The following is a 19,914-nucleotide window of genomic DNA, read 5'->3' as shown; positions in this document are numbered from 1 at the left end:
GCTGCGCGACCGTTGATCCGAGATTTTGCCCTCGTCCAATAAAAACATATTTTCATGCTTTAATTGATATTGTCGTTCCCACCAACACGAGGGTGCCGTCATGAATATCAAGGTTTTGGCTCTGATCCTGCTGGCTTTCTGCGCGCAACCGGCCTGGAGCGCAACGCCAGCCGCCGCCTCCCCCACCGCCGACAGCCCGGCGCTGACCACGCGCCTGGCGCTGCGTGATTTGTGGGTCGAGCACATCTTCTGGATCCGGACCTACGCGCAGGCCAATCAGTCCGGCGATCAGAAACAGGCCAAGGTCACGGCCGACCAGGTGGTCGATAACGCCACCAAGATCGCCAACAGCATTGCCCCGCTCTATGGCCAGCCCGCGGCCGACCAACTGCTCAAACTGCTGGCCGGCCACTGGGGCGCGGTGAAACACTACAGCGATGCCACGGTGGCCAAGGACGCCAAGGGCAAGCAAACCGCCGTCGCCGATTTGACCAGCAATGCCAAGGCCATTGCGGCGTTCCTGGCCAAGGCCAACCCCAATCTGCCTGAGGCGACGCTGGTGAACATGCTTTCCACCCACGGCGGCCATCACATTGCCCAGATCGATGAATTCGCCGCCCATGACTATGCTGGCGAAGCCAATACCTGGTCGATGATGCGCGTGCATATCCTGGCGCTGGCTGACGCCTTGACCGCCGCGCTGGTCAAGCAATTCCCCGACAAGTTCTGACCTGTTCAAGAGGAAACACCATGCTGGAAGGATTGGGTCGGACACAGCAGGACTTGCTCAGTGCATTGCTGCACCACGCCGGCGGCATGAGCATTGACGAGTTGGCCGAGCAGCTGGCGGTCACGCGTACGGCGATTCGCCAACACCTGGCGGCGCTGGAGCGTGACGGCCTGGTGCTGCGCGGCGAGACCCGGCCGACGGGGCGGCGGCCGGAGCAGCTGTATCGGCTCACCGACCATGCCAGGGAGCAGTTCCCTCGCCAGTATCAGTTGCTGGCCAGCGCGCTGATCGATGAAGTGGCCGACATTGTCGGTCCCGAGGCGCTGGCCACGCTGATGCGCAGCCTGGGCCGCAAACTGGCCCATGACCGCGAACAGCAGGTCGTCGACGAAATGAAGATCGTGCAGCACATGAACGAAGCGGGATACGAGGCCGAGGTGTTCTTTCGCTCGGCGGGCGACGCGCAAATCGTCGCCCACAACTGCGTGTTCCATCGCCTGGCCGCAGCCCATCCGGTGGTCTGCGAACTGGACCTGGCATTGATCGGCACCCTGGGCGGCGGCGAAGTCGAGCACAGTGAATGCATGGTGCGTGGCGGGCATGTCTGTCGTTTCAAGCTACGGCCTGTTGAGCCAGCGCAGGAGTCTGAAAGCGAATCCCATTGACGGAAAAAATCCCCTCCCCGCTGCGTTCGTCGGATACGCAGCACTATCGGCAAATCTCCCCCGCGGCGGCTTGAACTTGTTTGCCCGCGCCAGTCTAAGAGCGGCAATTACCCCTTCCCAAACCGTTGTCATCTCACTTCGAGTTGCCGCCCCATGCGCCAAACCGCTCTCGCTTTGCGCTTCACTTCGCTGTGCCTGTTAACCGCCCTTCCCCTCTTCACGACCCCCGCCCACGCTGGTGCGGATCGACAACTGGTGGATGCCATCAACGATTACCGAGCCCACCCTGAAGGCTGCGGCCGCCGTCCCGCTCAACGTTTATCGCCCCTGGCGCTGAAATCCAGCCTGGCCTTGCCGGTGGGTTATGGCGGCGGTATGCGCGAGAGACTGAAAGCCTCGGGCTACCAGGCGGTGGCGGTACGCAGTATTCGCGTGGTGGGGGCGCAGGATGCCGAAGAGGCATTCGACCTGCTGCAGGATGAGCATTGCGCGGCCTTGCTGGACAGCCAGTACAGCGATGTCGGCGTCAGCCGCAGCCGGGGTGAATGGCAAGTGGTGCTGGCAAAGCCGGTGCTGGACAGCCAAATGGCGGACAGCCGATCGGTCGCTCAGAGCTTGCTGGCGCAAGTCAATGCCGCCCGGGCCAAACCGCGCATGTGCGGCCGCCAGCGCTTCGCCGCCGCCCGGCCACTGGCCTGGAATGCCAGCCTGGGCGCCGCCGCACAAGGCCACAGCAAGGCCATGGCTTACGGCAACTACTTCGCCCATCAGGACCCCGACGGCGACATGCCGGCTGATCGGGCACGAGCCGCGGGTTATCGGGGGCGGCAAATCGGTGAAAACATTGCCGCCGGCCAAGGCTCACCAAGCAAGGCCATGGCCGGCTGGCTGGCGAGCCCCGGGCATTGCGCCAACCTGATGAACCCGATGTTCACCCAGGTGGGCGCCGGATTTGCGACGCAGGCGCGCAGCGATGAAGGGGTCTACTGGACGATGCTGTTTGGCGCGAAGTGAGAAAAGATCGCAGCCTTCGGCAACTCCTACAGGTCCGGTGTTCGGTGCAATTTCGCGGGTGAACACCATCCCGTGTAGGAGCTGCCGCAGGCTGCGATCTTTTGCTCTTCTATTCCCGCGATTCAATCCGATCCAGCGCCCGATTCACCGCCAGCTCCCCCAACATGATCACCTGGGCAATCCCCAACAACGTATTGCGACCCGTCCCCTCAATGCGATCCGCCAGATCCAGGGTCATGACATTGGCTGAGGCCAAGGACTCGCAGGCATGAGCCAGCAGGGTTTGGGTATCGAGGTCGGGATTGACGATGAAGGTAGTGTCGAGTGTGCGGGGGGTGGCGTTGATGTCGGCGGCTGAGGGGATGCGGTCGGAGGATGCAGAATCGGTCTCTGGCGGGTTGGGCGTGACCTTGAACATGAATGAAACTCCTAATTGCAATGAAGGAGCCTTGACCCTCGCTACCAAACGAAGGGTGGCGGCCATACGCGGGTTGGTAGACCGGTAATTAGGAACCCGGCGCCCCCGGAGGAGCCCTGCGCATGACCACCATAAACCGCAGACCCAATACGATCTGAAACAGTGATGGCACACGCCTAATTGAACCGGGCTACCAAACCCGATCGCTGTCTTTTTCAGCGACCGGCAAACGATAAAACCCGGCCCCAAGGCGCACAAGCCGGCGGATTCTGGCGTAACGGTAGGCAACGACGCAAGGCGTTGTGGCTTTCATCAAGTAACCTGCCGGACTTTTAAACAAGCGTCAGAAAAGGTGACGTCGAAGGGGCTTCGACCAGGCCATAAAAACTCCTACAGAACAGCCTCACCAAGATCTGCGAAAGATCTCACACCTCCATCGGAATCACCCTATTTCAACTCGTGTCCACTTCCCGAAAGCTGTCCCGCGCTTGACCGGGGACGGACATGAAGCCTCCCCGAACACTCCAGGGAGGTTTCAATTTGAGCAGTCCTACACGCGTCTTCTTCGACCACAGCCGCCACAAACTCTGGGTTCGCGGTCTCGATATTTCCCTCGACGTCCTCGCCTTCAACGGTGAAGAACGCCTCAGCCAGCCCTTCAGCTACACCATCGAATTCACCAGTCCCGAACAGGACCTTGCCGCCGAGCAGCTGCTCGGCAAGGGCGCCAGCTTCAGCCTACATCCCATCCCGCCCGATCCGCGCCTGATGCCCTGGAAAACTCCCGAGATCAAACCACTGCGCACCTTGCACGGGGTGATCACCGGCTTTCAGCGGTTGTCCGGTTCAAAGGACGAAGCCCGCTACTCATTGATCCTGCAACCGCGCCTCGCCCTGCTGGAGCGGGGCCGGCAATACCGCATCTACCAGCAGCAGTCGGTGCCAGAGATCGTTGACCAGATCCTGCGCAGCCGGCATGACTTCGAAGGCTACGACTTCCATTTCCGTCTGGTGCGTGAATACCCCCGGCGTGAGCAGGTCATGCAGTACGGCGAAAGCGACCTGGACTTCATCAGCCGCCTGCTGGCCGAAGTCGGCATCTGGTACTGCATCCGCAACCACGAGCGGTTGGACTTCGAGGTCGTGGAATTTTTCGATAACCAGCGCGGCTACCAGTTCGACGTCGAACTGCCCTGTCGCCCGCCGGCGGGACTCGCCAGCGGCGAAGACGGTGTCTGGGCCCTGCAAACCCGCCACCAGGTGGTGGAAAAACACGTCAACATCCGCGCCTATCACCACCAGGACGCCCGCGCTTTTCTCGATGCCGAGATCGACCAGACTCGTGGCGCCCCCGGCACCTACGGCGAGGCCTACCACTACGCCGAACCTTATCGTGTGCTCGGTGACCGCTACGACCAGCACGAAGAGCTGGAAACCGAAAGCGGCTATTTCTTTGCGCGTCTGAGCCATGACCGTTACCTGAATTACCAGACCCTGCTGAACGGCACCAGCAACAGCGCAACCCTCGCACCGGGCCAAGTGCTGACCATCAACGGTGGCGCGCCCAAGGCCTTCACCCCGCGCTGCACAATCATCGGCCTGACCACCCGTGCTGCTCGCGATGCCAGCTTCGAATGCCTTTTCGACGCCATGCCCTATTCGGAAGCCCTGTGCTTTCGCCCACCGGTGACGCCCAAACCGCAAATCGCCGGCACCGTACCGGCGCGCGTCACCAGCGCCATGGCCCATGACAAATACGCCGAAATCGACATGCACGGCCGCTACAAGGTCAACTTCCTGTTCGACCGCGACAACTGGAAACTCGGCCAGGAAAGCATGTGGCTACGCCTGGCCCGCCCCTACGCCGGCGACACCCACGGCCTGCACCTGCCACTGATCTGCGGCACCGAAGTGGCCATCGCCTTCGAACAAGGCGACCCGGACCGCCCCTACATCGCCCACGCCCTGCACGACAGCGAACACCCGGACCACGTAACCCTGGCCAAGCGCGACTTCACCCGCAACGTGCTGCGCACCCCGGCCAACAACAAGCTGCGCATGGAGGATCAGCGCGGGCAGGAACACGTCAAGCTCAGCACCGAATATGGCGGCAAGAGCCAGTTGAACCTCGGGCATCTGGTGAATGCGAAAAAGCAGAAGCGCGGGGATGGCTTTGAGCTGCGGACGGATGATTGGGGCAGTCTTCGTGCGGGTAAGGGTGTTTTCATCAGTGCCGATGCCCAGCCCAAAGCGCAAGGCCAACAACTGGAGATGAGCGCCGCTGTCGACCGCCTGCAACAGGCCGGCCAACAACTGCAAAAACTCTCGGTCGATGCCCAGGCCGCCAGCGCTGATCCGGCGGATGTGGCGGCGCAACTGCAACTGCTGCGCGAGGATCTGGAGCAACTCAAGAGCTCGGTCCTGTTGCTGAGCGCCCCACAGGGCATCGCTCTCACCAGCGGCCAGCACCTGCAACTGGCGGCGCAAAACAATCTGATGCTCAACGCCGGTGGCGAAGCCGATATCAGCGTGGTCAAGCGACTGTTCATAGGTGTGGGTCAGGGCCTGAGCTTTTTTGTGCGCAAGCTCGGGATCAAGCTGATCGCCAATCAGGGGCCGGTGCAGATTCAAGCGCAGAACGACCGATTGGAGGTGTTCGCCCGGCATGGTCTGGACATCACCAGCACCGAAGATGAAGTCCGCATCACGGCGAAGAAGAAAATCGTCGTCAATGGCGGTGGCAGTTACATGACGCTGGATGAGGGCGGCATCGAACAGGGCACGGCGGGCGACCATAAGGTCAAGGCCGCGCACTTCGAATACAGCGGCCCGGCGAGCATGACCGCCACGCACCCGGAGTATCCGAAGAGCCTGTCCAAGCAGGTTCTGCGATTCAATGTTTCTCAAGCGTCCAACGCCACGAATCAAAGTTGGGTGGGCATGCCCTACACGCTCTATGCCGACGGCGCCGTGCTCAAGCAGGGCGTGCTGGACGCGTCCGGGCAACTTTTGATTGATCATCAGGTTGTTACGCGAGCCTACCGGTTGGTCATGACCAACGGTGTGACCCACCACATCCCGATACCCACGGATTACCGCAATGCCGAACAGGCACACCTGGCCAACCGTGGCTTGCAAAACCATCCCTCGCAACCCCACGCCGAAGTAAGCCAACCCACCTCGCACACCGATCACCGCGCGCTATACGACGCGGTGTTGCAAGGAATCAATGACCAACAAGGGAAAACACCATGAGCCAGTACGAGATCGTTTCACCACTTGCACTGCAGCACACCCAAGAGGTGACCTGTACTGCGCCGTGGTACGTGCGACACACCGAATACCCGCCCGCCATGGCGACCTATGAACCGTTGATCAACGGCGAAGAAACGTTCCGGGCCGTGCACGAAGCCATCGCGAACGCCAAGACCTCTGTCGACATCATCTGCTGGGGTTTTCAGCCGTCGATGTATTTTATTCGCGACGGCATATCGCCGTGCATTGGTGAACTGCTGCTGGCCAAGGCCCGGGAAGGCGTCAAGGTTCGGGTTCTGGGGTGGGAGATGCCCTTCAATACCGCTGGCAAAGCCGGCGAAGCCAACTTGCCCGGCAAAGGTCCGTTTCGATACTACGATCGTGAGATGCAGCCCTCCACGGACGACCAATACGACTACGACCGCTATTGGTTTTCCAACTGTGCGGTGGCCGACAACATGGCCGCCGCGCTCCAGGCCGCTCGCGGTACTCCCGTTTTCGTCAGTCGCGGTTTCAGTGTGTTTGAACGAGCCGAGATCGCCCATCAGGCGAGGTACAAGAGCCACGACCCGCAGATCAGCGCCAGCACGCAATTCATCCTTACGACGACAGCGACGCATCATCAAAAAACAGTGCTCGTCGATTATGAGTTGCCAGACCGCGCCGTCGGTTTCGTCATGGGCCACAACATGCTCGACGAGTACTGGGACACCAATGCCCACTCGGCCCTCAAACGTAAAAAAGACACCAAGCCCGCACCCAATAAAGGCCCGCGTGGCGACACCCCACGGCAAGACATTTCGAGCCGCATCAGTGGGCCGATCCTGGAACACCTGCATCACAACTTCGCCAGCGCCTGGCGCAAGGAAACCGGCGAGGACCTGCTGGCCCCGCGCCAAGCCATGCAAGTGGGTCCGCAACTGAAATGCACCCCGGGCGCCACCCGACAGATCGCACAAATCCTTCGCACCCAGGCCCAGGAAGGCAAACGTGATATCGAGAAGCTCTACCTGCAAGCCGCCAACAACGCGACCCAGTTCATCTACATCGAAAACCAGTACTTCCGTTGGCCCCCGCTTGCTGAACTGATCAAGACGGTTGCCGCTGGCCAGACCAAGGCCGGTCGCGATCCGGGCATACACGGCAACTTGCACCTGTTCGTAATCACCAATGCCACCGATGGCGGCATTGGCGCAGGCACCGTGAACACGCAACGCATGCTCGAAAGTCTGGGGCGTGGGGAAACCATGCCGGCAATCACCAAGTTACAGCGTATTGAACGGGCTAAAGCTGAGGCCGCCGCGCTGGAACCCACTGTCGCAGAGCGGCTGGAGCAGCATGCCTTGGTCATGTTGACGAACCTCACCGACGCCTTGGGTGGAACCGATCTCAGCGACAGGGCCAAGGAAGAGCAGCGGCGAAAAGCCTGGTCCAACGATTGGCGCCAACACGCTCTGAACAGCCAGATCGAGGCCATTGAAAAAGAAGTTTTGGCTACCAGGGAGTTCCCCGGGCTTAAGGTCCATGTGTGCTCGCTGGTCGCTCCCGACTCGCCTGCCGGCAAGAAATGGATGGATGTGTACATCCACTCAAAGTTGATGATCGTCGACGATGTGTTCACCACCCACGGCTCGGCCAACATCAACACCCGCAGCATGCAGGTCGACAGCGAACTGAATATTGCCCATGAGTGGGCGAGCGTGACGCAGGTGATGCGGCGGCGGTTGTGGGAGATGCATACGAATGGAATGGGGGGGCAGGATGATCCTGCCGTGGCATTCGAAGAGTGGAAACGAATAATAAATACAAACAAAAGCTTTCAATTAAAACAAATGACTCCCTATGCCCCCCTCGTCGAGTTCTATTACGGCGAATCCAAACTGTCGGACCTCGACTGATGCGCCAGATCTTGCTGCTGTCATGTCTACTGCTCGTCGCATGCGATGCCGGTAGTCCTTCCTATAATTCGACCAAGGAAACGCATTTGAACCCTTTATCTGAAGTCAAGACCAAGATGGCCTTTACCTGTGTCCACGAGCAGATCCCCAGCGCCCCCGCCGAAGCTGATTTGTTGTTCCATTACGCGCGCTGGTTGCAAAAAAATAACCAACTCAAACAGGACAAGACTATCGATTCAGAGATTGAACGTCTGTACCGCATCGCCAGTGAGAATGGTCACTACAAGGCCAATATCAATCTACAGAACGGTGCCATGCGCGGGTATTTCAGAGTCCATGGCGAAGAGCATTTGCGCATGAGTGAGCAACTGATCAATGCGGGAGTAGCAACAGGTTATTACTTTATCGGGATCTTCCTGGAGCGCGGCGCAGCTGGGCTGCACCAGGATCGTCTGATGGCCCTGCGTTATTACCGAAAAGCCGCTGATGAAGGTAGTGCGCTCGCTCAAGCCTATGTCGCCGACAAGTTGGCGCCAATCAACATTGCACCGGATATTGCCCGGCAAATGCGTCATTGCGCTGCTGAACAAGGAAATGGAGATGCTGCCGGAGCACTAGGTGTCGATCATTCGACAGATGGGCAGTATCAGGAAGCCATTGAAGCCTTTCAACTTGGAGTAGCTGCCGGTGACAGCACCTCGACTTCTTTTTTGAGCCATGGTTTTCGTGGACCGGAGCCAAATGATCGCCTGAACTATTTAGGGCAAAAGGAAGACCTCGAGCGCGCTGATCGCTACGAAAAAATCTGGAAAATCCTCTCCGGCTACTCTTACGCCAATCCCAAAGTCCCCGAAATCAACGAAATAGTCCCATTGCCTCCTGCCGAACTCCCCGCCTGGGACGGCAAGCTCCAATGGCTCGAACATCGGCTTGCCAATGTCCCACCCGAAAAACCCAGCGAAGCACTGATTCATCAACTGGCCAAAGACAAACTCCTCGATCCCGCCACCGGCCGGGCAATGCCGGGCTCCTCGGCATTTATACAGATCGACTACATAAAGAGACCGGCCTGCAACAGCGGCGAAGCCTGCACGCATACCGGTTACTGGCTGGCGGAATGTATCGCCGGCAAACCCTGGTCGAGCTTGTCAAAAGGCGAACCCCGGCGCTTCGAGAAAGGCGAGATTATGCCAACCCTCAATGTTCGGCATCGTCACAGCCGATTCCTGCTCGCCGATCGAATAACCGTCGAGGAAGAAAACATTGAATGGAGGCTGCTGGGTGAAGCCTGAATATTGCGCAAGCAAGTGCCTTACAAGCTGAGCAAATTAGAAAAGCTACGACCACGCATCAATGGAACCGCCAATACTGGCAATTAAAAGGAGCAATAAAATGAGCAAGAATGAAAAGGACGATGTAACGATTGGCTTTCTCCCAAACTCACCAGGGCCCGAAGTCGAGGGTGAAAGCATTATTCTATTAGACGACGAAGGAAAATTTATTGAGGCTCATTCTTATGGAAACTTCATCGAAAGAATTGAGGGCGGTGTAAGGCTTACTCGTCCGGATGGGGCAACAGTAAGTATGATAGATGGTGAAATAACCATAGAAAATCTAGTTCCCAAATCGGTAGGCATCCGGGACTTTTCAGATATCGAATCATTCGCTGTGCGAACTGAGGAGCAGACACGGATCTGTCGCGTAGATTTTTGTGGTGGTGGCCATATCGAAGTTGCCTACTCACAAGAAGGTCAGGTGCTGGGGTTCAGGGGTCGAAACTTTAAACAACAACTCACCAAGGACAACGAAATTATCGTTGGCCGACGTGACTCGGTCGGCGATCAAGCGCAATGAATTGAGAGAGAGACCTTCATAGGCATCGAATAGGTTAGAAAAGGTCAAAAGATCGCAGCCTGCGGCAGCTCCTACATTTGGAATGTGTTCCCCTGTAGGAGCTGCCACAGGCTGCGATCTTTTGCTCTTCAACCCAACAAATCCCCCTACTTGACCAACCGCGTCTCCTTCGAAGGCCGATACCCAAAATACGAGCTGTAGCACTTGCTGAAATGGCTCGGCGAAACAAAACCACAAGCCACCGACACCTCAACAATGCTCAGCGAGGTGTGCTGCAGCAGCCGCCGCGCCTCGGTAATACGCAAGTCCATGTAATACCGCTGCGGCGTGGTGCCCAGTTGTTCCTTGAACAGCCGCTCGATCTGCCGCCGGGAGCGGCCGGCGTATTCACAGAGCGCCTCCATCTCCAGCGGCTCTTCGAGGTTGGCGTCCATCAGGTTGACCACCTCGCGTAGCGGGCCGCACACCGAGGCATTCAACGAGGGCTTGATGCGCCGGTAACGAGAGGCCTCGAACGCCAGAATGTCTTCGATGCCGTCGGTCAATGCCTTGTCGTGCAGCCCCCTGATCCACTCCAGCGCCATATAGAAGGTGCCATTCGGACTGGAGGCGGTCATGCGATCGCGATCCACGACATAGGCTTCGCTGGTGACCTGGGTCATCTTGGCGATTTCCGCCAGTGCAGGGCGATGCTCGGGGTGAATCGCACAGCGATAGCCATCGAGCAAACCGGCGCGCCCGAGGAACCAGGCGCCATTCCACACCCCCGCCAGGGTAACCCCCTGTTCGGCAGCGTCCTGCAGCAGGTTGATCAACGCCTCATCGGCCTTGAGCGCAGTGCGATAGCCGCCACACACCACCAGCAAATCCAGCTCCTGGATCTCGGCGTGGCTGAGGCAGGCGTCGGGGCGAATCACCAGGCCCAGATCGCTGATCACTTCCCCTTCGGCCAAACCGAAGGTCTTGCTGGAAAACAGCTCGGGCCGCAGCAGGTTGGCCGTGACCACCGTGTCCAGCGCCTGGGTGAACGCCGGCAAGGAAAAATGTTCCAGCAGCAGAAACCCCGCACGGGCGCGTACCGACTGGCCTTCATGTTCATTGAGGTAGCGCAGGTTCTTGCCCTTCATGCCACCGCTGAACTCACGTCGCTCTACCAACGCGCGCCTCGCTTCGTCGTGTCGACGACTGTATGAACGAACCCCTTGATCACTCTCACTCCTTTGCGCAGAAACCTGAAGCTGCAGCCTGAAAATATTCGACAGGCGCTCTGTTTACGCAAGTTCAAACCCGAAGGCAAACCCGCGATGCCACGCGGCCCGTCGTTGGAACTGGCATCCATGCATTATTCACGCATCGTGCGCAAAGCCATCACTTTATGACACTTGATGCAAATTCCGCGACGAATAGGCTATGGGGACGTTTCCGTGATTTCCCATGACAATAAGAGCCCAAGCCATCATGCGACCCAGAACGCTCTATCAGAAGCACATCGACAGCCACACCGTTTGCGAACTCGACGACCAGGGCCATGTGCTGTTGTACATCGATCGCCAGGTGGCCAACGAATACACCAGCCCGCAAGCCTTCAGCGGCCTGCGCGAAACCGGGCGCAAGGTCTGGCGCCCGGAAGCGACGCTGGCGGTGGTCGATCATGTGAACCCCACGGCCCCGAATCGCATCGCCACCATGCCCGATGCCGGTGGCGCGCGGCAGGTGTCGTATTTCGAGGAGAACTGCCGGGATTTCGGCATCGAACTGTTCGACGTGCTGGACAAGCGCCAGGGCATCGAACATGTCGTCGCCCCCGAACAAGGCTTCATCCTGCCGGGCATGGTGGTGGCCGCCGGCGACAGCCACACCACCACCTACGGGGCCCTGGGAGCCTTCGGCTTCGGTATCGGCACCTCGGAAATCGAGCATTTGCTGGCGTCGCAAACCCTGGTCTACAAACGCCTGAAGACCATGCGCGTGACAGTCAACGGCCTGCTCGGCGCCGGGGTGACCTCCAAGGACATCATCATGGCACTGATCAAGAACATCGGTGCCTCGGGAGCCACGGGTTATGCGATTGAATTCACCGGCCCGGCGATTTCCGATCTCAGCGTCGAAGCCCGCATGACCATCTGCAACATGGCCGTCGAGGCAGGCGCCAGGGGCGCTTTCATGGCGCCGGATGACAAGGTGTTCGCCTACCTGCAACTCAAGCCACGCGCGCCCAAGGGCGAGCGTTGGCAACAGGCGGTTGCCCAGTGGCGGGGCTTGTACAGCGATGAAGGCGCCGTGTTCGATCGCGAGGTCACACTGGACGTCGACACTCTGGAGCCCATGGTCACCTGGGGCACCAGCCCCGACCAGGCCGCGCCGGTGGGTGGCCATGTACCGGACCCGGCCGCCGAGCCGGACTTGATTCTGCGTCAGGGCCTGCAACGCGCCCTGACCTACATGGGCCTGGAGCCCGGCATGCCACTGAGTGACGTGACCATCAGCCACGCCTTCATCGGCTCCTGCACCAACGCCCGCATCGAAGACTTGCGTGACGTCGCCCGCGTGGTGCGTGGCAAACGCGTGGCCGCGCATGTACGGGCAATGATCGTCCCGGGGTCGACGCTGGTGCGCCATCAGGCGGAAAGCGAGGGGCTGGCGCAGATTTTCCTCGAGGCCGGATTCGAATGGCGCCAGTCGGGCTGCTCGATGTGCCTGGCGATGAACGATGACGTGCTCGCCCCCGGCGACCGTTGCGCCTCCAGTACCAACCGCAATTTCGAGGGACGTCAGGGCGCCGGGGCGCGCACCCACCTGATGAGCCCGGCCATGGTCGCGGCCGCCGCGATTACCGGGCACCTGACCGACGTCCGCTCATTCGCCCTGGAGGCTTGAACCATGCAACCTTTCACCAGAATCAGCGGCAGTGCCGCACCGCTGTTGGCTGCCAACATCGACACCGATGTGATCATGCCCAAGCAGTTTCTCAAGGGCATCGATCGCCAGGGGCTGGATCGGGGATTGTTTTTCGATCTGCGGTTTGTGCCATCCGGCGAACCCAACCCGGATTTCATCCTCAACCAACCTGCGTGGAGTGACGCGGCCTTTTTGGTGGTCGGGGCCAATTTCGGTTGCGGTTCGAGTCGCGAGCATGCGGTCTGGGGCCTGAAGCAAATGGGCATCAGGGCCCTGATCGGTACCAGCTTCGCAGGGATTTTCTACGACAACTGCCAGCGCAACGGGGTGTTGGCGATCCAGTTGACCGGGGTTCAGTTGAAGCGGGTGGCCGAAGTAATAAGCGTCGCGGCCACCGCACGGATCAGCGTCGATCTGCCCGCGCAAACTATCGAATTGGCTGACGGCAGCGTGATCCCGTTCGAGATCGATCAACTGCGCAAACAGGCGCTGCTGTCTGGGCTGGATGCCATTGGCACGACGTTGCAGCGGGCCGAGCAGATTCGTGCCTTCGAAAGCCGCCATCTCGCCGCGAATCCCTGGTTGGCCTGATGCTCTACCTGTAGGAGCGAGCCTGCTCGCGATGGACTCAAGGGCACCACGTTGATTCAGTTTGCCCGCGTTATCGTTGACGACCATCGCGAGCAGGCTCGCTCCTACAGAGTTTTTTATTCGACTGAAAGATCGCGGAAATACTCTTCCAGAAACTCAACACACACCCGCAACTTCGCCGACTGGCTTAGCCGGGTGGGATACACCGCCCAGACGTTGGCGCTCTGGCTGTAGTCGTGCAGCACCTGCACCAGCCGCCCCTGCTCCAACATGGGTTTGACGTCCCACATCGATCGCAACAGAATCCCGCCGCCGCTCAGGGCCCATTCCAGGACGATCTCGCCGCTGTTGGATGACAGCGGGCCGCTGACCCGTACCGACTCTTGCTGGCCATTGCGCGTCAGGTCCCATACGCCGAAGGCGTTGTTGCGCTCCTTGAGCACCAGGCAATCATGGTCCTTGAGGTCATCCAGCGAACGCGGCGTGCCCCGTCGTTGCAGATACTCCGGCGTCGCGCACAGCACCCGCCGGTTGCTCACCAGCTTGCGCCCAAGATGCTGGCCCGGCAGGTCATCGCCGACCCGGATTTCCAGATCGAAACCTTCGCCGACGATATCGACCACCCGATCGAAGACGTCCAGGCGAACCTCCAGTTTCGGATAGGTCTGCGACAGCTTGCAGATCGCCGGGGCGACATGATTTCGTCCGAAACCGAAGCTGCTGCAGATGTGCAGCGAGCCCATGGGCTGTTGCCGTGCCTGGGCTATTTCACCGATGAAATCATCGAAATCGCCCAGCAGCTTTTCCGCCCACACCCGCACCCGCTCGCCATCGTCGGTCAGGGCAATCCGCCGTGTGGTGCGGTGCAGCAGCCGCGTGGAGAGCGTGGTTTCCAGTACCGAAATGCGTTTGCTGATGTAGGCCGGTGAAGCACCCAGCTCTTCGGCGGCGCTGGCAAAGCCGTTTTTGCGCACGACGGTGAGGAAAACCTTGAGGTCTTCAGGCAAGGGAAATTGATCACGATTCGTGTTCATAAGCCTCATGGATCCGCTATTTATCACGTATTTCGCGAAGGATAGCATCTCTCTACCGGGCCACAACCGGCTGTTCCTGTAGGAGCGAGCTTGCTCGCGATGAACGCAAGGACACCGCGTTCATTCAGGATTTGCGCGTCATCGTTGACGACCATCGCGAGCATGCTCGCTCCTACAGAAAAGCAAGGCACCGAGCCAAGTCCGATTTAGCCGTAGTTCCTTACATCCTCGATAAAAACAAACATGAGGAAACAGCGTCATGAATGAGTCCCTGAAAATCGAAATCACCCCTACGGTCGGGCTGCTGCAACGCCTGCGCAGCTACGAGATTGGCGTGATCCCGCTGCCGGTGTTTCTCGGCATCGCCCTGATCGTTTACCTCTCGGCCCACCTGGGTTTCCTGCCCAAGAACATGATCGGCGGCCTGGCCGTGATCATGACCATGGGCATGTTTTTCGGGCAGATGGGTTCGCGCCTGCCGATCCTCAGGGACATCGGCGGCGGCGCCATTCTGTGCCTGATGCTGCCCTCGGTCCTGGTGTTCTACGGCTTCTTCGGCCCGGCCACGATCGACGCGACCAAAATGCTGATGAAGGAAGCCAACTTCCTCTACTTCGTGATCGCCAGCCTGGTGGTCGGCAGCATTTTGGGCATGAGCCGCTTCATCCTGGTCCAGGGCATGCTGCGCATGTTCATCCCGCTGCTGGTGGGCACGCTCGCCGCCGTGGCCAGCGGGCTCATCGTCGGCAAACTGATGGGCTACAGCTTGCACCACACCTTCTTCTTCATCATCGTGCCCATCATTGGCGGCGGGATTGGCGAAGGCATCCTGCCGCTGTCGCTGGCCTACTCGGCGATCCTCGGCGGCACACCCGATATCTACGTCGCACAACTGGCGCCTGCCGCGGTGGTCGGCAACATCGTCGCGATCATTTGCGCCGGCTACCTGGCTCGCCTGGCCCTCAAACGCCCTAACATCAACGGCGAGGGTTCACTGATTCGCGCCAAGGCCGAGAACGACAAATTCCAGGTCAAGGAAGACACCGGCTCCCTCGTCGACTTCCGTGTCATGGGCGCCGGCGTGCTGGTAATTTGCGCCTTTTTCGTCCTCGGTGGCCTGCTGGAAAAAGTCGTCGGCATCCCCGGCCCGGTGATGATGATCCTTGCTGCCGTGCTGTTTAAATACGTACGAGTGCTGCCGGAAAAACTCGAGAAAGGCGCCAACACCTTCTACAAACTGGTGTCCTCGGCCTTCATCTGGCCGGTGATGATCGGCCTGGGCATGCTCTATGTGCCGCTGGACAGCGTGGTGAAAGTGTTCTCGGTGGGGTATGTGCTGGTCTGCGTGTCCGTGGTCGTGTCGATGACCGTTGCGGGCTTCTTCATCGGCAACCTGATGAAGATGTACCCCATCGAATCGGCCATCGTGACCTGCTGCCACAGCGGCCTGGGCGGGACCGGTGATGTGGCGATCCTGTCGGCTTCGAACCGCATGTCGCTGATGCCGTTCGCGCAGATTTCCACACGGATCGGCGGAGCTTCCACGGTGATTCTGGCGACGCTGTTGTTGAAGGTTTTTGCCTGAGTCCGTACCTGTAGTCCCAGTTGTGCCAAAGGGTGCCCTGCCTGTGTAGCAGCGCACCCTTTGGCGTTTACTCGCAGGTTAGCCGGCGGATGAAGGCCGACGCACCACCCTCACCTTCCCACTGTTGCCACCGCCACAGAAAAACCGTTCGCCACCGTCGGACTCCAGTCCTGACACACCTATGCCAGCAGGCAGCTTCAGGCTTTCCAGCACTTCGCCGGTGTGCGAATCGACGCGGCGCAACTCACTCTCATCCCCTTCCCAGGTGCCATGCCACAGCGCGCCTTCGACCCAGGTCACGCCAGTAACAAAACGGTTGGATTCGAGGGTCCGCAAGATCGCGCCGCTTTGCGGATCGATCCGGTGGATTTTGCGTTCGCGATACTGACCCACCCACAGCGAGCCTTCTGCCCAGGTCAGCCCTGAATCATTGCCGCCACCGGGGGCCGGAATCGTCGAGAGGACCTTGCCGGTTTGCGGGTCGATTTTCTGGATGCGGTCCTCGGCGATCTGGAACAGGTGCTTGCCATCGAAGGCAGTGCCGGCGTGGGCGGCGACATCGATCGAGCGCACAGGCTGGCCCTTGTCGGGGTCCAGGGCATTGAGTTTCTCGCCACTGGCAAACCATACCTGCTGACCGTCCCAGGTGAGGCCATGTACGTGATCGATGCCTTCAAAAGGGCCGTACTCACGGAGAATTTCGGCTGCTGACTGTTTCATTTTGCAGTTCCTCGAAAGGGGTTGGTGGCGTTCATCCTAGCCACCGGGCAGCGGCACCGGGAGTAACAAGGTCGTCGCGAAACCGGGCACCGGCGGCGTCAGCCAACGCCGTGCCCGGCCCTGTCCGAACGACTGCACCTTGCCCTGCGCCGCCAGTGAATCGAGAGCCCGTTGCACGGTGCGTTGGCTGCTGTTCAACGCCAACGCGAGGGCCGAGCTCGACCAGGACTCCCCATCGCTGAGCAAGGCGAACAACGCGGCGTACTTTTCTTCGACCGGGGGTGTGAGCAGCACGACGTCGGGAGATGTGAGCAAGACCAAAGTGAATCCACTCTTGGTGGCGGTAACTCCGGCCAGGGGTTTGAGCGCCGCGCGCAGCCGTCCGATTTCAACTCGCAGGCGGGCGCGGTGGGATTCATCACTGAGCTTCAGGCGAAAGGCCCGGGCGATGAGCGCTTCGCGCGGTGCATCGTTGGGCCAGGCTTCGGCCAATACGCGCGCGAGGGTGAACAGGATGGGCCGCGTCGCCAGCGGCACCGACATGCCGGCACCGCGTACGACGTAGCGGCAGGCGTCCACCACCAGGGATGTCGAGGCGAGCAGCGCTTCTACGGCCTCCAGCGACAGTGGCCGTTGCTGCCCATGGGCGGTCAGCTGCGCGGCGGGACTATCAAGCAGTTGTACGGCGCTCTCGACCTCCGCGAGCAGTGCGGGAATCGCTGCCTGCCGCGCTGCGATTCCGGCCCTGGCCAGGGCGGCGCGGGCAGCTTGCGATTGCAGGTGGCGCATGGCGATGCCCGCCGCCACCAGTTCATGGGTGGCCCGCAGCGCGGGTGGCAAGGTCGCCGGGTCCAGTTGTGCGAGTTTTTCCTGTGCCTCGTTGAGTTGCCCGATCAGCAGCAGACGACGGATGTCCAGATAGCGTGCGTGGGCAGCATTCAGCCAATCACCGTGCTTCTCCAAAGTCGCCCGCGCCGCTTGCAGTGTCTGCACCGGCCAACCAAGATCCCGCGAAGCCAGCGCGATCTCGGCCTCGGCAACAATGCACCGCGCACGCGCCACCACTTCCCTCGGCCCAAACGCCCTCGCCGCCCGCCGCACCAGCACCCTGGCCCGCACCAGATCCCCCAGTTGCGCCATGGCAATCCCGCGCAGCGCCAGCGCCGGCGCATCCTCACGCAACGCAACCCGATCCAGCGCCCCCAACGGATCCCCTGCCGCCAGAGCCTGGGCGGCGGCCGTGATTAGCGAGTCCATTGCGGTGCTGCCATGGGAATCACTCCAGCGGTGGGGGGCGCTGTTGAGTTTATCTCAGGGAAATTACCGCGCCTGGTCTGACGCCATCGCGGGCAAGCCTCGCTCCCACAGGTATCGGACAACTGTGGGAGCGAGGCTTGCCCGCGATGGTCGTGAACGATGACGTGTATCGCTTGGCGCTACTTGGACCGAATGACAATCGTGGATGCGATCATGTCACCCAGGCGCTTGCGTGAACCAAAGAAGATAAAGATCCAGTCAAAGACACTTAGAAACGGCGTAGTGATGTTGCGCATGAAAGACTGATAAAGATTGCAATTGAGATAACTGCGCTCATCAATCACCGACATCCCCAACAGCTTTTTACCCAGGCTCTGACCATTGGGCATTGCATCGGAAAACAGGTAATACGCGGCACCGGAACCCAGAGCCAAAATACCGACCACGGTGGGCGGGAGCCCCACAAACTCGGCTGCTCGCCCCATGAAGATGAACAGAAAAACGGTAACCATCGAATCAATCATCTGCCCTCCCCAGCGACGCCCCAGTCCGGCGAGGTTAGTGGGCTTTTGGTAGTTCCCTTCGGTGTTGCTGATGGTCATGTGTTATCACTCCATTGGTAAGAATCAGGCAAGCCAGGTATTGAATCTGCCCCCCTTTTCAGTCGTTGAACGTCTCAACAGCTGTTGCGATTTGCACCGGCAGAAAAAAACGTGCCGCCAACCAACACGTAACAGACGTCGCGACGAAAATTATTAACATTTCAAAAAGGTAATCCGAGAACTGGGCGTTCTTCACATGCCGCACTACTGCTACAACAAACAATAATGACCACGACATGGCAAGAAATCCCCCCGCCAAAGAGATAAGCACGCAGCTTCGTGAAGTCCTGCAGACTTTCATCCGGGCAATCACCAACGCGAGTACCAGAAACGGTGGAAGAAACGCCACCTGCGCAATGAGTGGTACTGCTACCGGCATCAACAACAGTTCCCCACCCCTTACCTCACCCAACAGCCTTGGCGTACTCACCAAATGAGCAAGCAGTGCAACGAACTTGTAAATACCAGCGAAAAAACCCAATACCAATGGACAGAGAAAGAAGGCGATAAATACTTTGCGGCGGGGGTAGCTTATTTCACTCACAGTGTGCAGCCCTGACTTTGGAGTGGCCGAGTCATTTACATCCAGGCTCCACCCCGGGGTTATTGAAGTGGAGGGCAGATTTATTTTTCTTGATAAATAAACCCGCCCCCTTTTGTGACTGTGCCCTTATTGCTGCTTCTCGGATCAATTCAAGTCTTGCGTCAGTTTTTTGCTGGCAATCTCAGACACACCTTTCAACGCCATGCGCAACGTCTGTGGCTCTGTACGGTACTGCAGTGGTGTATAGCCGTAGTCGTTGCCGCTGGTGAACGCCGAGACGCCTTCTCCCTGGCGCCACAGTTGTTCGGCACCACGCGTCATCACCGCGTCCACATTGATCATTGGATAGACCACGCTACTGAAACCTTGTGTCAGGCTAAAACCCCAGGTATTCACTGTGAGTTGAATCTGCGCATCGGCCGCTTCCTCACCGCTGACCACCTTGAGCGACGGATTCTTTGCCAGTTCGTCCACGAAGTTCTGCTTCAACAATTCGCCCAGGTTAATGTTCTCGGACTCCATCAAGTAAAGAATCGCATCCACCGTCGGCATCGACGCCAGGTCGCCAGCCTTCAGCCCAGCTGCAAACCCTGCACCCGATAACGCACTGGTCCCCAAGCGGGAGGCGCCGCTGGCCATTCCGACGCCCGCGCCAAGGCCGGCCCCCAACGCCGCGCCCCAGGCTTGCTCGCGGCCCATGTAAAACATCTGTTTCGGTTCCCACTTAACAGGCAGGACCTTTACGGTCTTGATTTGAGCCCGATTCTCCGGCGTGAGTTTTTGATTGGCGCAACCGGTGATCAGAAGTGCAGTCAGGAATACAAAAATCAGTTTATTCACAAATAATCC

19 protein-coding genes are annotated in these 19,914 nt (G+C 59.5%); 11 read left to right on the top strand and 8 right to left on the bottom strand.

The features are described 5' to 3' along the window. Positions 1–100: 100 nt before the first annotated feature. The 3 genes from ABTV29_RS12525 to ABTV29_RS12515 all read left to right on the top strand — a co-directional run bounded on the left by ABTV29_RS12525 (position 101) and on the right by ABTV29_RS12515 (position 2,409). On the top strand, positions 101–730 hold the full coding sequence (locus ABTV29_RS12525) for a hypothetical protein (protein ID WP_433770633.1): 630 nt from the start codon (positions 101–103) through the stop codon (positions 728–730). Positions 731–750: 20 nt separating this feature from the next. After that, the gene (locus ABTV29_RS12520; protein WP_433770631.1) at positions 751–1,395 is read left to right on the top strand and encodes a helix-turn-helix transcriptional regulator; all 645 of its coding nucleotides are present in this window, start codon (positions 751–753) and stop codon (positions 1,393–1,395) included. 153 nt (positions 1,396–1,548) lie between these two features. Beyond that, positions 1,549–2,409 carry a CAP domain-containing protein gene (locus tag ABTV29_RS12515; protein ID WP_433770629.1) on the top strand — a complete coding sequence of 287 codons (861 nt, stop codon included), beginning with the start codon at positions 1,549–1,551 and terminating at the stop codon, positions 2,407–2,409. Positions 2,410–2,518: 109 nt separating this feature from the next. Here ABTV29_RS12515 and ABTV29_RS12510 read toward each other — a convergent pair whose 3' ends face one another. Continuing rightward, complete coding sequence (locus ABTV29_RS12510) at positions 2,519–2,827, bottom strand: DUF6124 family protein (protein ID WP_433770627.1); 309 nt, start codon at positions 2,825–2,827, stop codon at positions 2,519–2,521. 540 nt (positions 2,828–3,367) lie between these two features. Between ABTV29_RS12510 and ABTV29_RS12505 the strand changes: the two genes are divergently transcribed. The 4 genes from ABTV29_RS12505 (at position 3,368) to ABTV29_RS12490 (ending at position 9,834) form a co-directional block, all read left to right on the top strand. Beyond that, positions 3,368–6,082 carry a type VI secretion system Vgr family protein gene (locus tag ABTV29_RS12505; RefSeq protein WP_433770625.1) on the top strand — a complete coding sequence of 905 codons (2,715 nt, stop codon included), beginning with the start codon at positions 3,368–3,370 and terminating at the stop codon, positions 6,080–6,082. After that, on the top strand, positions 6,079–7,980 hold the full coding sequence (locus ABTV29_RS12500; protein WP_433770623.1) for a phospholipase D-like domain-containing protein: 1,902 nt from the start codon (positions 6,079–6,081) through the stop codon (positions 7,978–7,980). The genes ABTV29_RS12505 and ABTV29_RS12500 overlap by 4 nt, the downstream gene beginning before the upstream one ends. Then, positions 7,980–9,272: a DUF6396 domain-containing protein gene (locus ABTV29_RS12495; protein ID WP_433770621.1), complete on the top strand. Its 1,293-nt coding sequence runs from the start codon at positions 7,980–7,982 to the stop codon at positions 9,270–9,272. The genes ABTV29_RS12500 and ABTV29_RS12495 overlap by 1 nt, the downstream gene beginning before the upstream one ends. Before the next feature lie 100 nt (positions 9,273–9,372). Continuing rightward, positions 9,373–9,834, top strand: coding sequence for a hypothetical protein (locus tag ABTV29_RS12490; RefSeq protein ID WP_433770620.1), 462 nt, complete (start codon positions 9,373–9,375; stop codon positions 9,832–9,834). A 146-nt stretch (positions 9,835–9,980) separates the two neighbouring features. Here ABTV29_RS12490 and ABTV29_RS12485 read toward each other — a convergent pair whose 3' ends face one another. Further along, positions 9,981–10,991, bottom strand: a complete 1,011-nt coding sequence (locus ABTV29_RS12485) for a GlxA family transcriptional regulator (RefSeq protein WP_433770618.1) — start codon at positions 10,989–10,991, stop codon at positions 9,981–9,983. Positions 10,992–11,036: 45 nt separating this feature from the next. Between ABTV29_RS12485 and ABTV29_RS12480 the strand changes: the two genes are divergently transcribed. The 3 genes from ABTV29_RS12480 to leuD all read left to right on the top strand — a co-directional run bounded on the left by ABTV29_RS12480 (position 11,037) and on the right by leuD (position 13,323). Continuing rightward, positions 11,037–11,213 (top strand): hypothetical protein, encoded by a 177-nt coding sequence (locus tag ABTV29_RS12480; RefSeq protein ID WP_433770616.1) that lies wholly within the window; start codon positions 11,037–11,039, stop codon positions 11,211–11,213. Positions 11,214–11,289: 76 nt separating this feature from the next. Continuing rightward, the gene (leuC, locus tag ABTV29_RS12475) at positions 11,290–12,711 is read left to right on the top strand and encodes a 3-isopropylmalate dehydratase large subunit (protein ID WP_433771854.1); all 1,422 of its coding nucleotides are present in this window, start codon (positions 11,290–11,292) and stop codon (positions 12,709–12,711) included. Between the two features lie 3 nt (positions 12,712–12,714). After that, positions 12,715–13,323, top strand: coding sequence for a 3-isopropylmalate dehydratase small subunit (gene leuD, locus ABTV29_RS12470; protein WP_433770614.1), 609 nt, complete (start codon positions 12,715–12,717; stop codon positions 13,321–13,323). Between the two features lie 116 nt (positions 13,324–13,439). On the opposite strand, the gene ABTV29_RS12465 is transcribed toward leuD, so the two are convergent. Next, a complete protein-coding gene (locus tag ABTV29_RS12465) occupies positions 13,440–14,357 on the bottom strand; it encodes a LysR substrate-binding domain-containing protein (protein WP_433770612.1) in 918 nt (305 codons plus the stop codon). 259 nt (positions 14,358–14,616) lie between these two features. Between ABTV29_RS12465 and ABTV29_RS12460 the strand changes: the two genes are divergently transcribed. Then, positions 14,617–15,942, top strand: coding sequence for a 2-hydroxycarboxylate transporter family protein (locus ABTV29_RS12460; protein WP_433770610.1), 1,326 nt, complete (start codon positions 14,617–14,619; stop codon positions 15,940–15,942). A 78-nt stretch (positions 15,943–16,020) separates the two neighbouring features. Here the strand turns inward: ABTV29_RS12460 and ABTV29_RS12455 are convergent, their stop codons facing one another. From ABTV29_RS12455 to ABTV29_RS12435, 5 genes are all read right to left on the bottom strand, one after another. After that, on the bottom strand, positions 16,021–16,662 hold the full coding sequence (locus ABTV29_RS12455) for a Vgb family protein (protein WP_433770608.1): 642 nt from the start codon (positions 16,660–16,662) through the stop codon (positions 16,021–16,023). 36 nt (positions 16,663–16,698) lie between these two features. Next, positions 16,699–17,919, bottom strand: coding sequence for a helix-turn-helix domain-containing protein (locus tag ABTV29_RS12450; protein ID WP_433770606.1), 1,221 nt, complete (start codon positions 17,917–17,919; stop codon positions 16,699–16,701). A gap of 179 nt (positions 17,920–18,098) precedes the next feature. Continuing rightward, on the bottom strand, positions 18,099–18,521 hold the full coding sequence (locus tag ABTV29_RS12445; RefSeq protein WP_433770604.1) for an RDD family protein: 423 nt from the start codon (positions 18,519–18,521) through the stop codon (positions 18,099–18,101). Positions 18,522–18,579: 58 nt separating this feature from the next. Further along, positions 18,580–19,065: a hypothetical protein gene (locus ABTV29_RS12440; protein ID WP_433770603.1), complete on the bottom strand. Its 486-nt coding sequence runs from the start codon at positions 19,063–19,065 to the stop codon at positions 18,580–18,582. Positions 19,066–19,209: 144 nt separating this feature from the next. Beyond that, on the bottom strand, positions 19,210–19,905 hold the full coding sequence (locus ABTV29_RS12435) for a hypothetical protein (protein WP_433770601.1): 696 nt from the start codon (positions 19,903–19,905) through the stop codon (positions 19,210–19,212). Positions 19,906–19,914: the final 9 nt, after the last annotated feature.

Source organism: Pseudomonas putida (assembly GCF_050989985.1).
GTDB lineage: Bacteria > Pseudomonadota > Gammaproteobacteria > Pseudomonadales > Pseudomonadaceae > Aquipseudomonas > Aquipseudomonas putida_AI.
This window is presented reverse-complemented; position numbering and strand designations above follow the sequence as displayed.

Bases quoted from the DNA above. Each gene is read 5' to 3' on its own strand.
- ABTV29_RS12455 (WP_433770608.1), bottom strand. From the start codon at position 16,662: ATGAAACAGTCAGCAGCCGAAATTCTCCGTGAGTACGGCCCTTTTGAA.
- ABTV29_RS12490 (WP_433770620.1), top strand. From the start codon at position 9,373: ATGAGCAAGAATGAAAAGGACGATGTAACGATTGGCTTTCTCCCAAAC.
- ABTV29_RS12465 (WP_433770612.1), bottom strand. From the start codon at position 14,357: ATGAACACGAATCGTGATCAATTTCCCTTGCCTGAAGACCTCAAGGTT.
- ABTV29_RS12520 (WP_433770631.1), top strand. From the start codon at position 751: ATGCTGGAAGGATTGGGTCGGACACAGCAGGACTTGCTCAGTGCATTG.
- ABTV29_RS12510 (WP_433770627.1), bottom strand. From the start codon at position 2,827: ATGTTCAAGGTCACGCCCAACCCGCCAGAGACCGATTCTGCATCCTCC.
- leuD (WP_433770614.1), top strand. From the start codon at position 12,715: ATGCAACCTTTCACCAGAATCAGCGGCAGTGCCGCACCGCTGTTGGCT.
- ABTV29_RS12450 (WP_433770606.1), bottom strand. From the start codon at position 17,919: ATGGACTCGCTAATCACGGCCGCCGCCCAGGCTCTGGCGGCAGGGGAT.
- ABTV29_RS12445 (WP_433770604.1), bottom strand. From the start codon at position 18,521: ATGACCATCAGCAACACCGAAGGGAACTACCAAAAGCCCACTAACCTC.
- ABTV29_RS12495 (WP_433770621.1), top strand. From the start codon at position 7,980: ATGCGCCAGATCTTGCTGCTGTCATGTCTACTGCTCGTCGCATGCGAT.
- ABTV29_RS12500 (WP_433770623.1), top strand. From the start codon at position 6,079: ATGAGCCAGTACGAGATCGTTTCACCACTTGCACTGCAGCACACCCAA.
- ABTV29_RS12460 (WP_433770610.1), top strand. From the start codon at position 14,617: ATGAATGAGTCCCTGAAAATCGAAATCACCCCTACGGTCGGGCTGCTG.
- ABTV29_RS12515 (WP_433770629.1), top strand. From the start codon at position 1,549: ATGCGCCAAACCGCTCTCGCTTTGCGCTTCACTTCGCTGTGCCTGTTA.
- ABTV29_RS12525 (WP_433770633.1), top strand. From the start codon at position 101: ATGAATATCAAGGTTTTGGCTCTGATCCTGCTGGCTTTCTGCGCGCAA.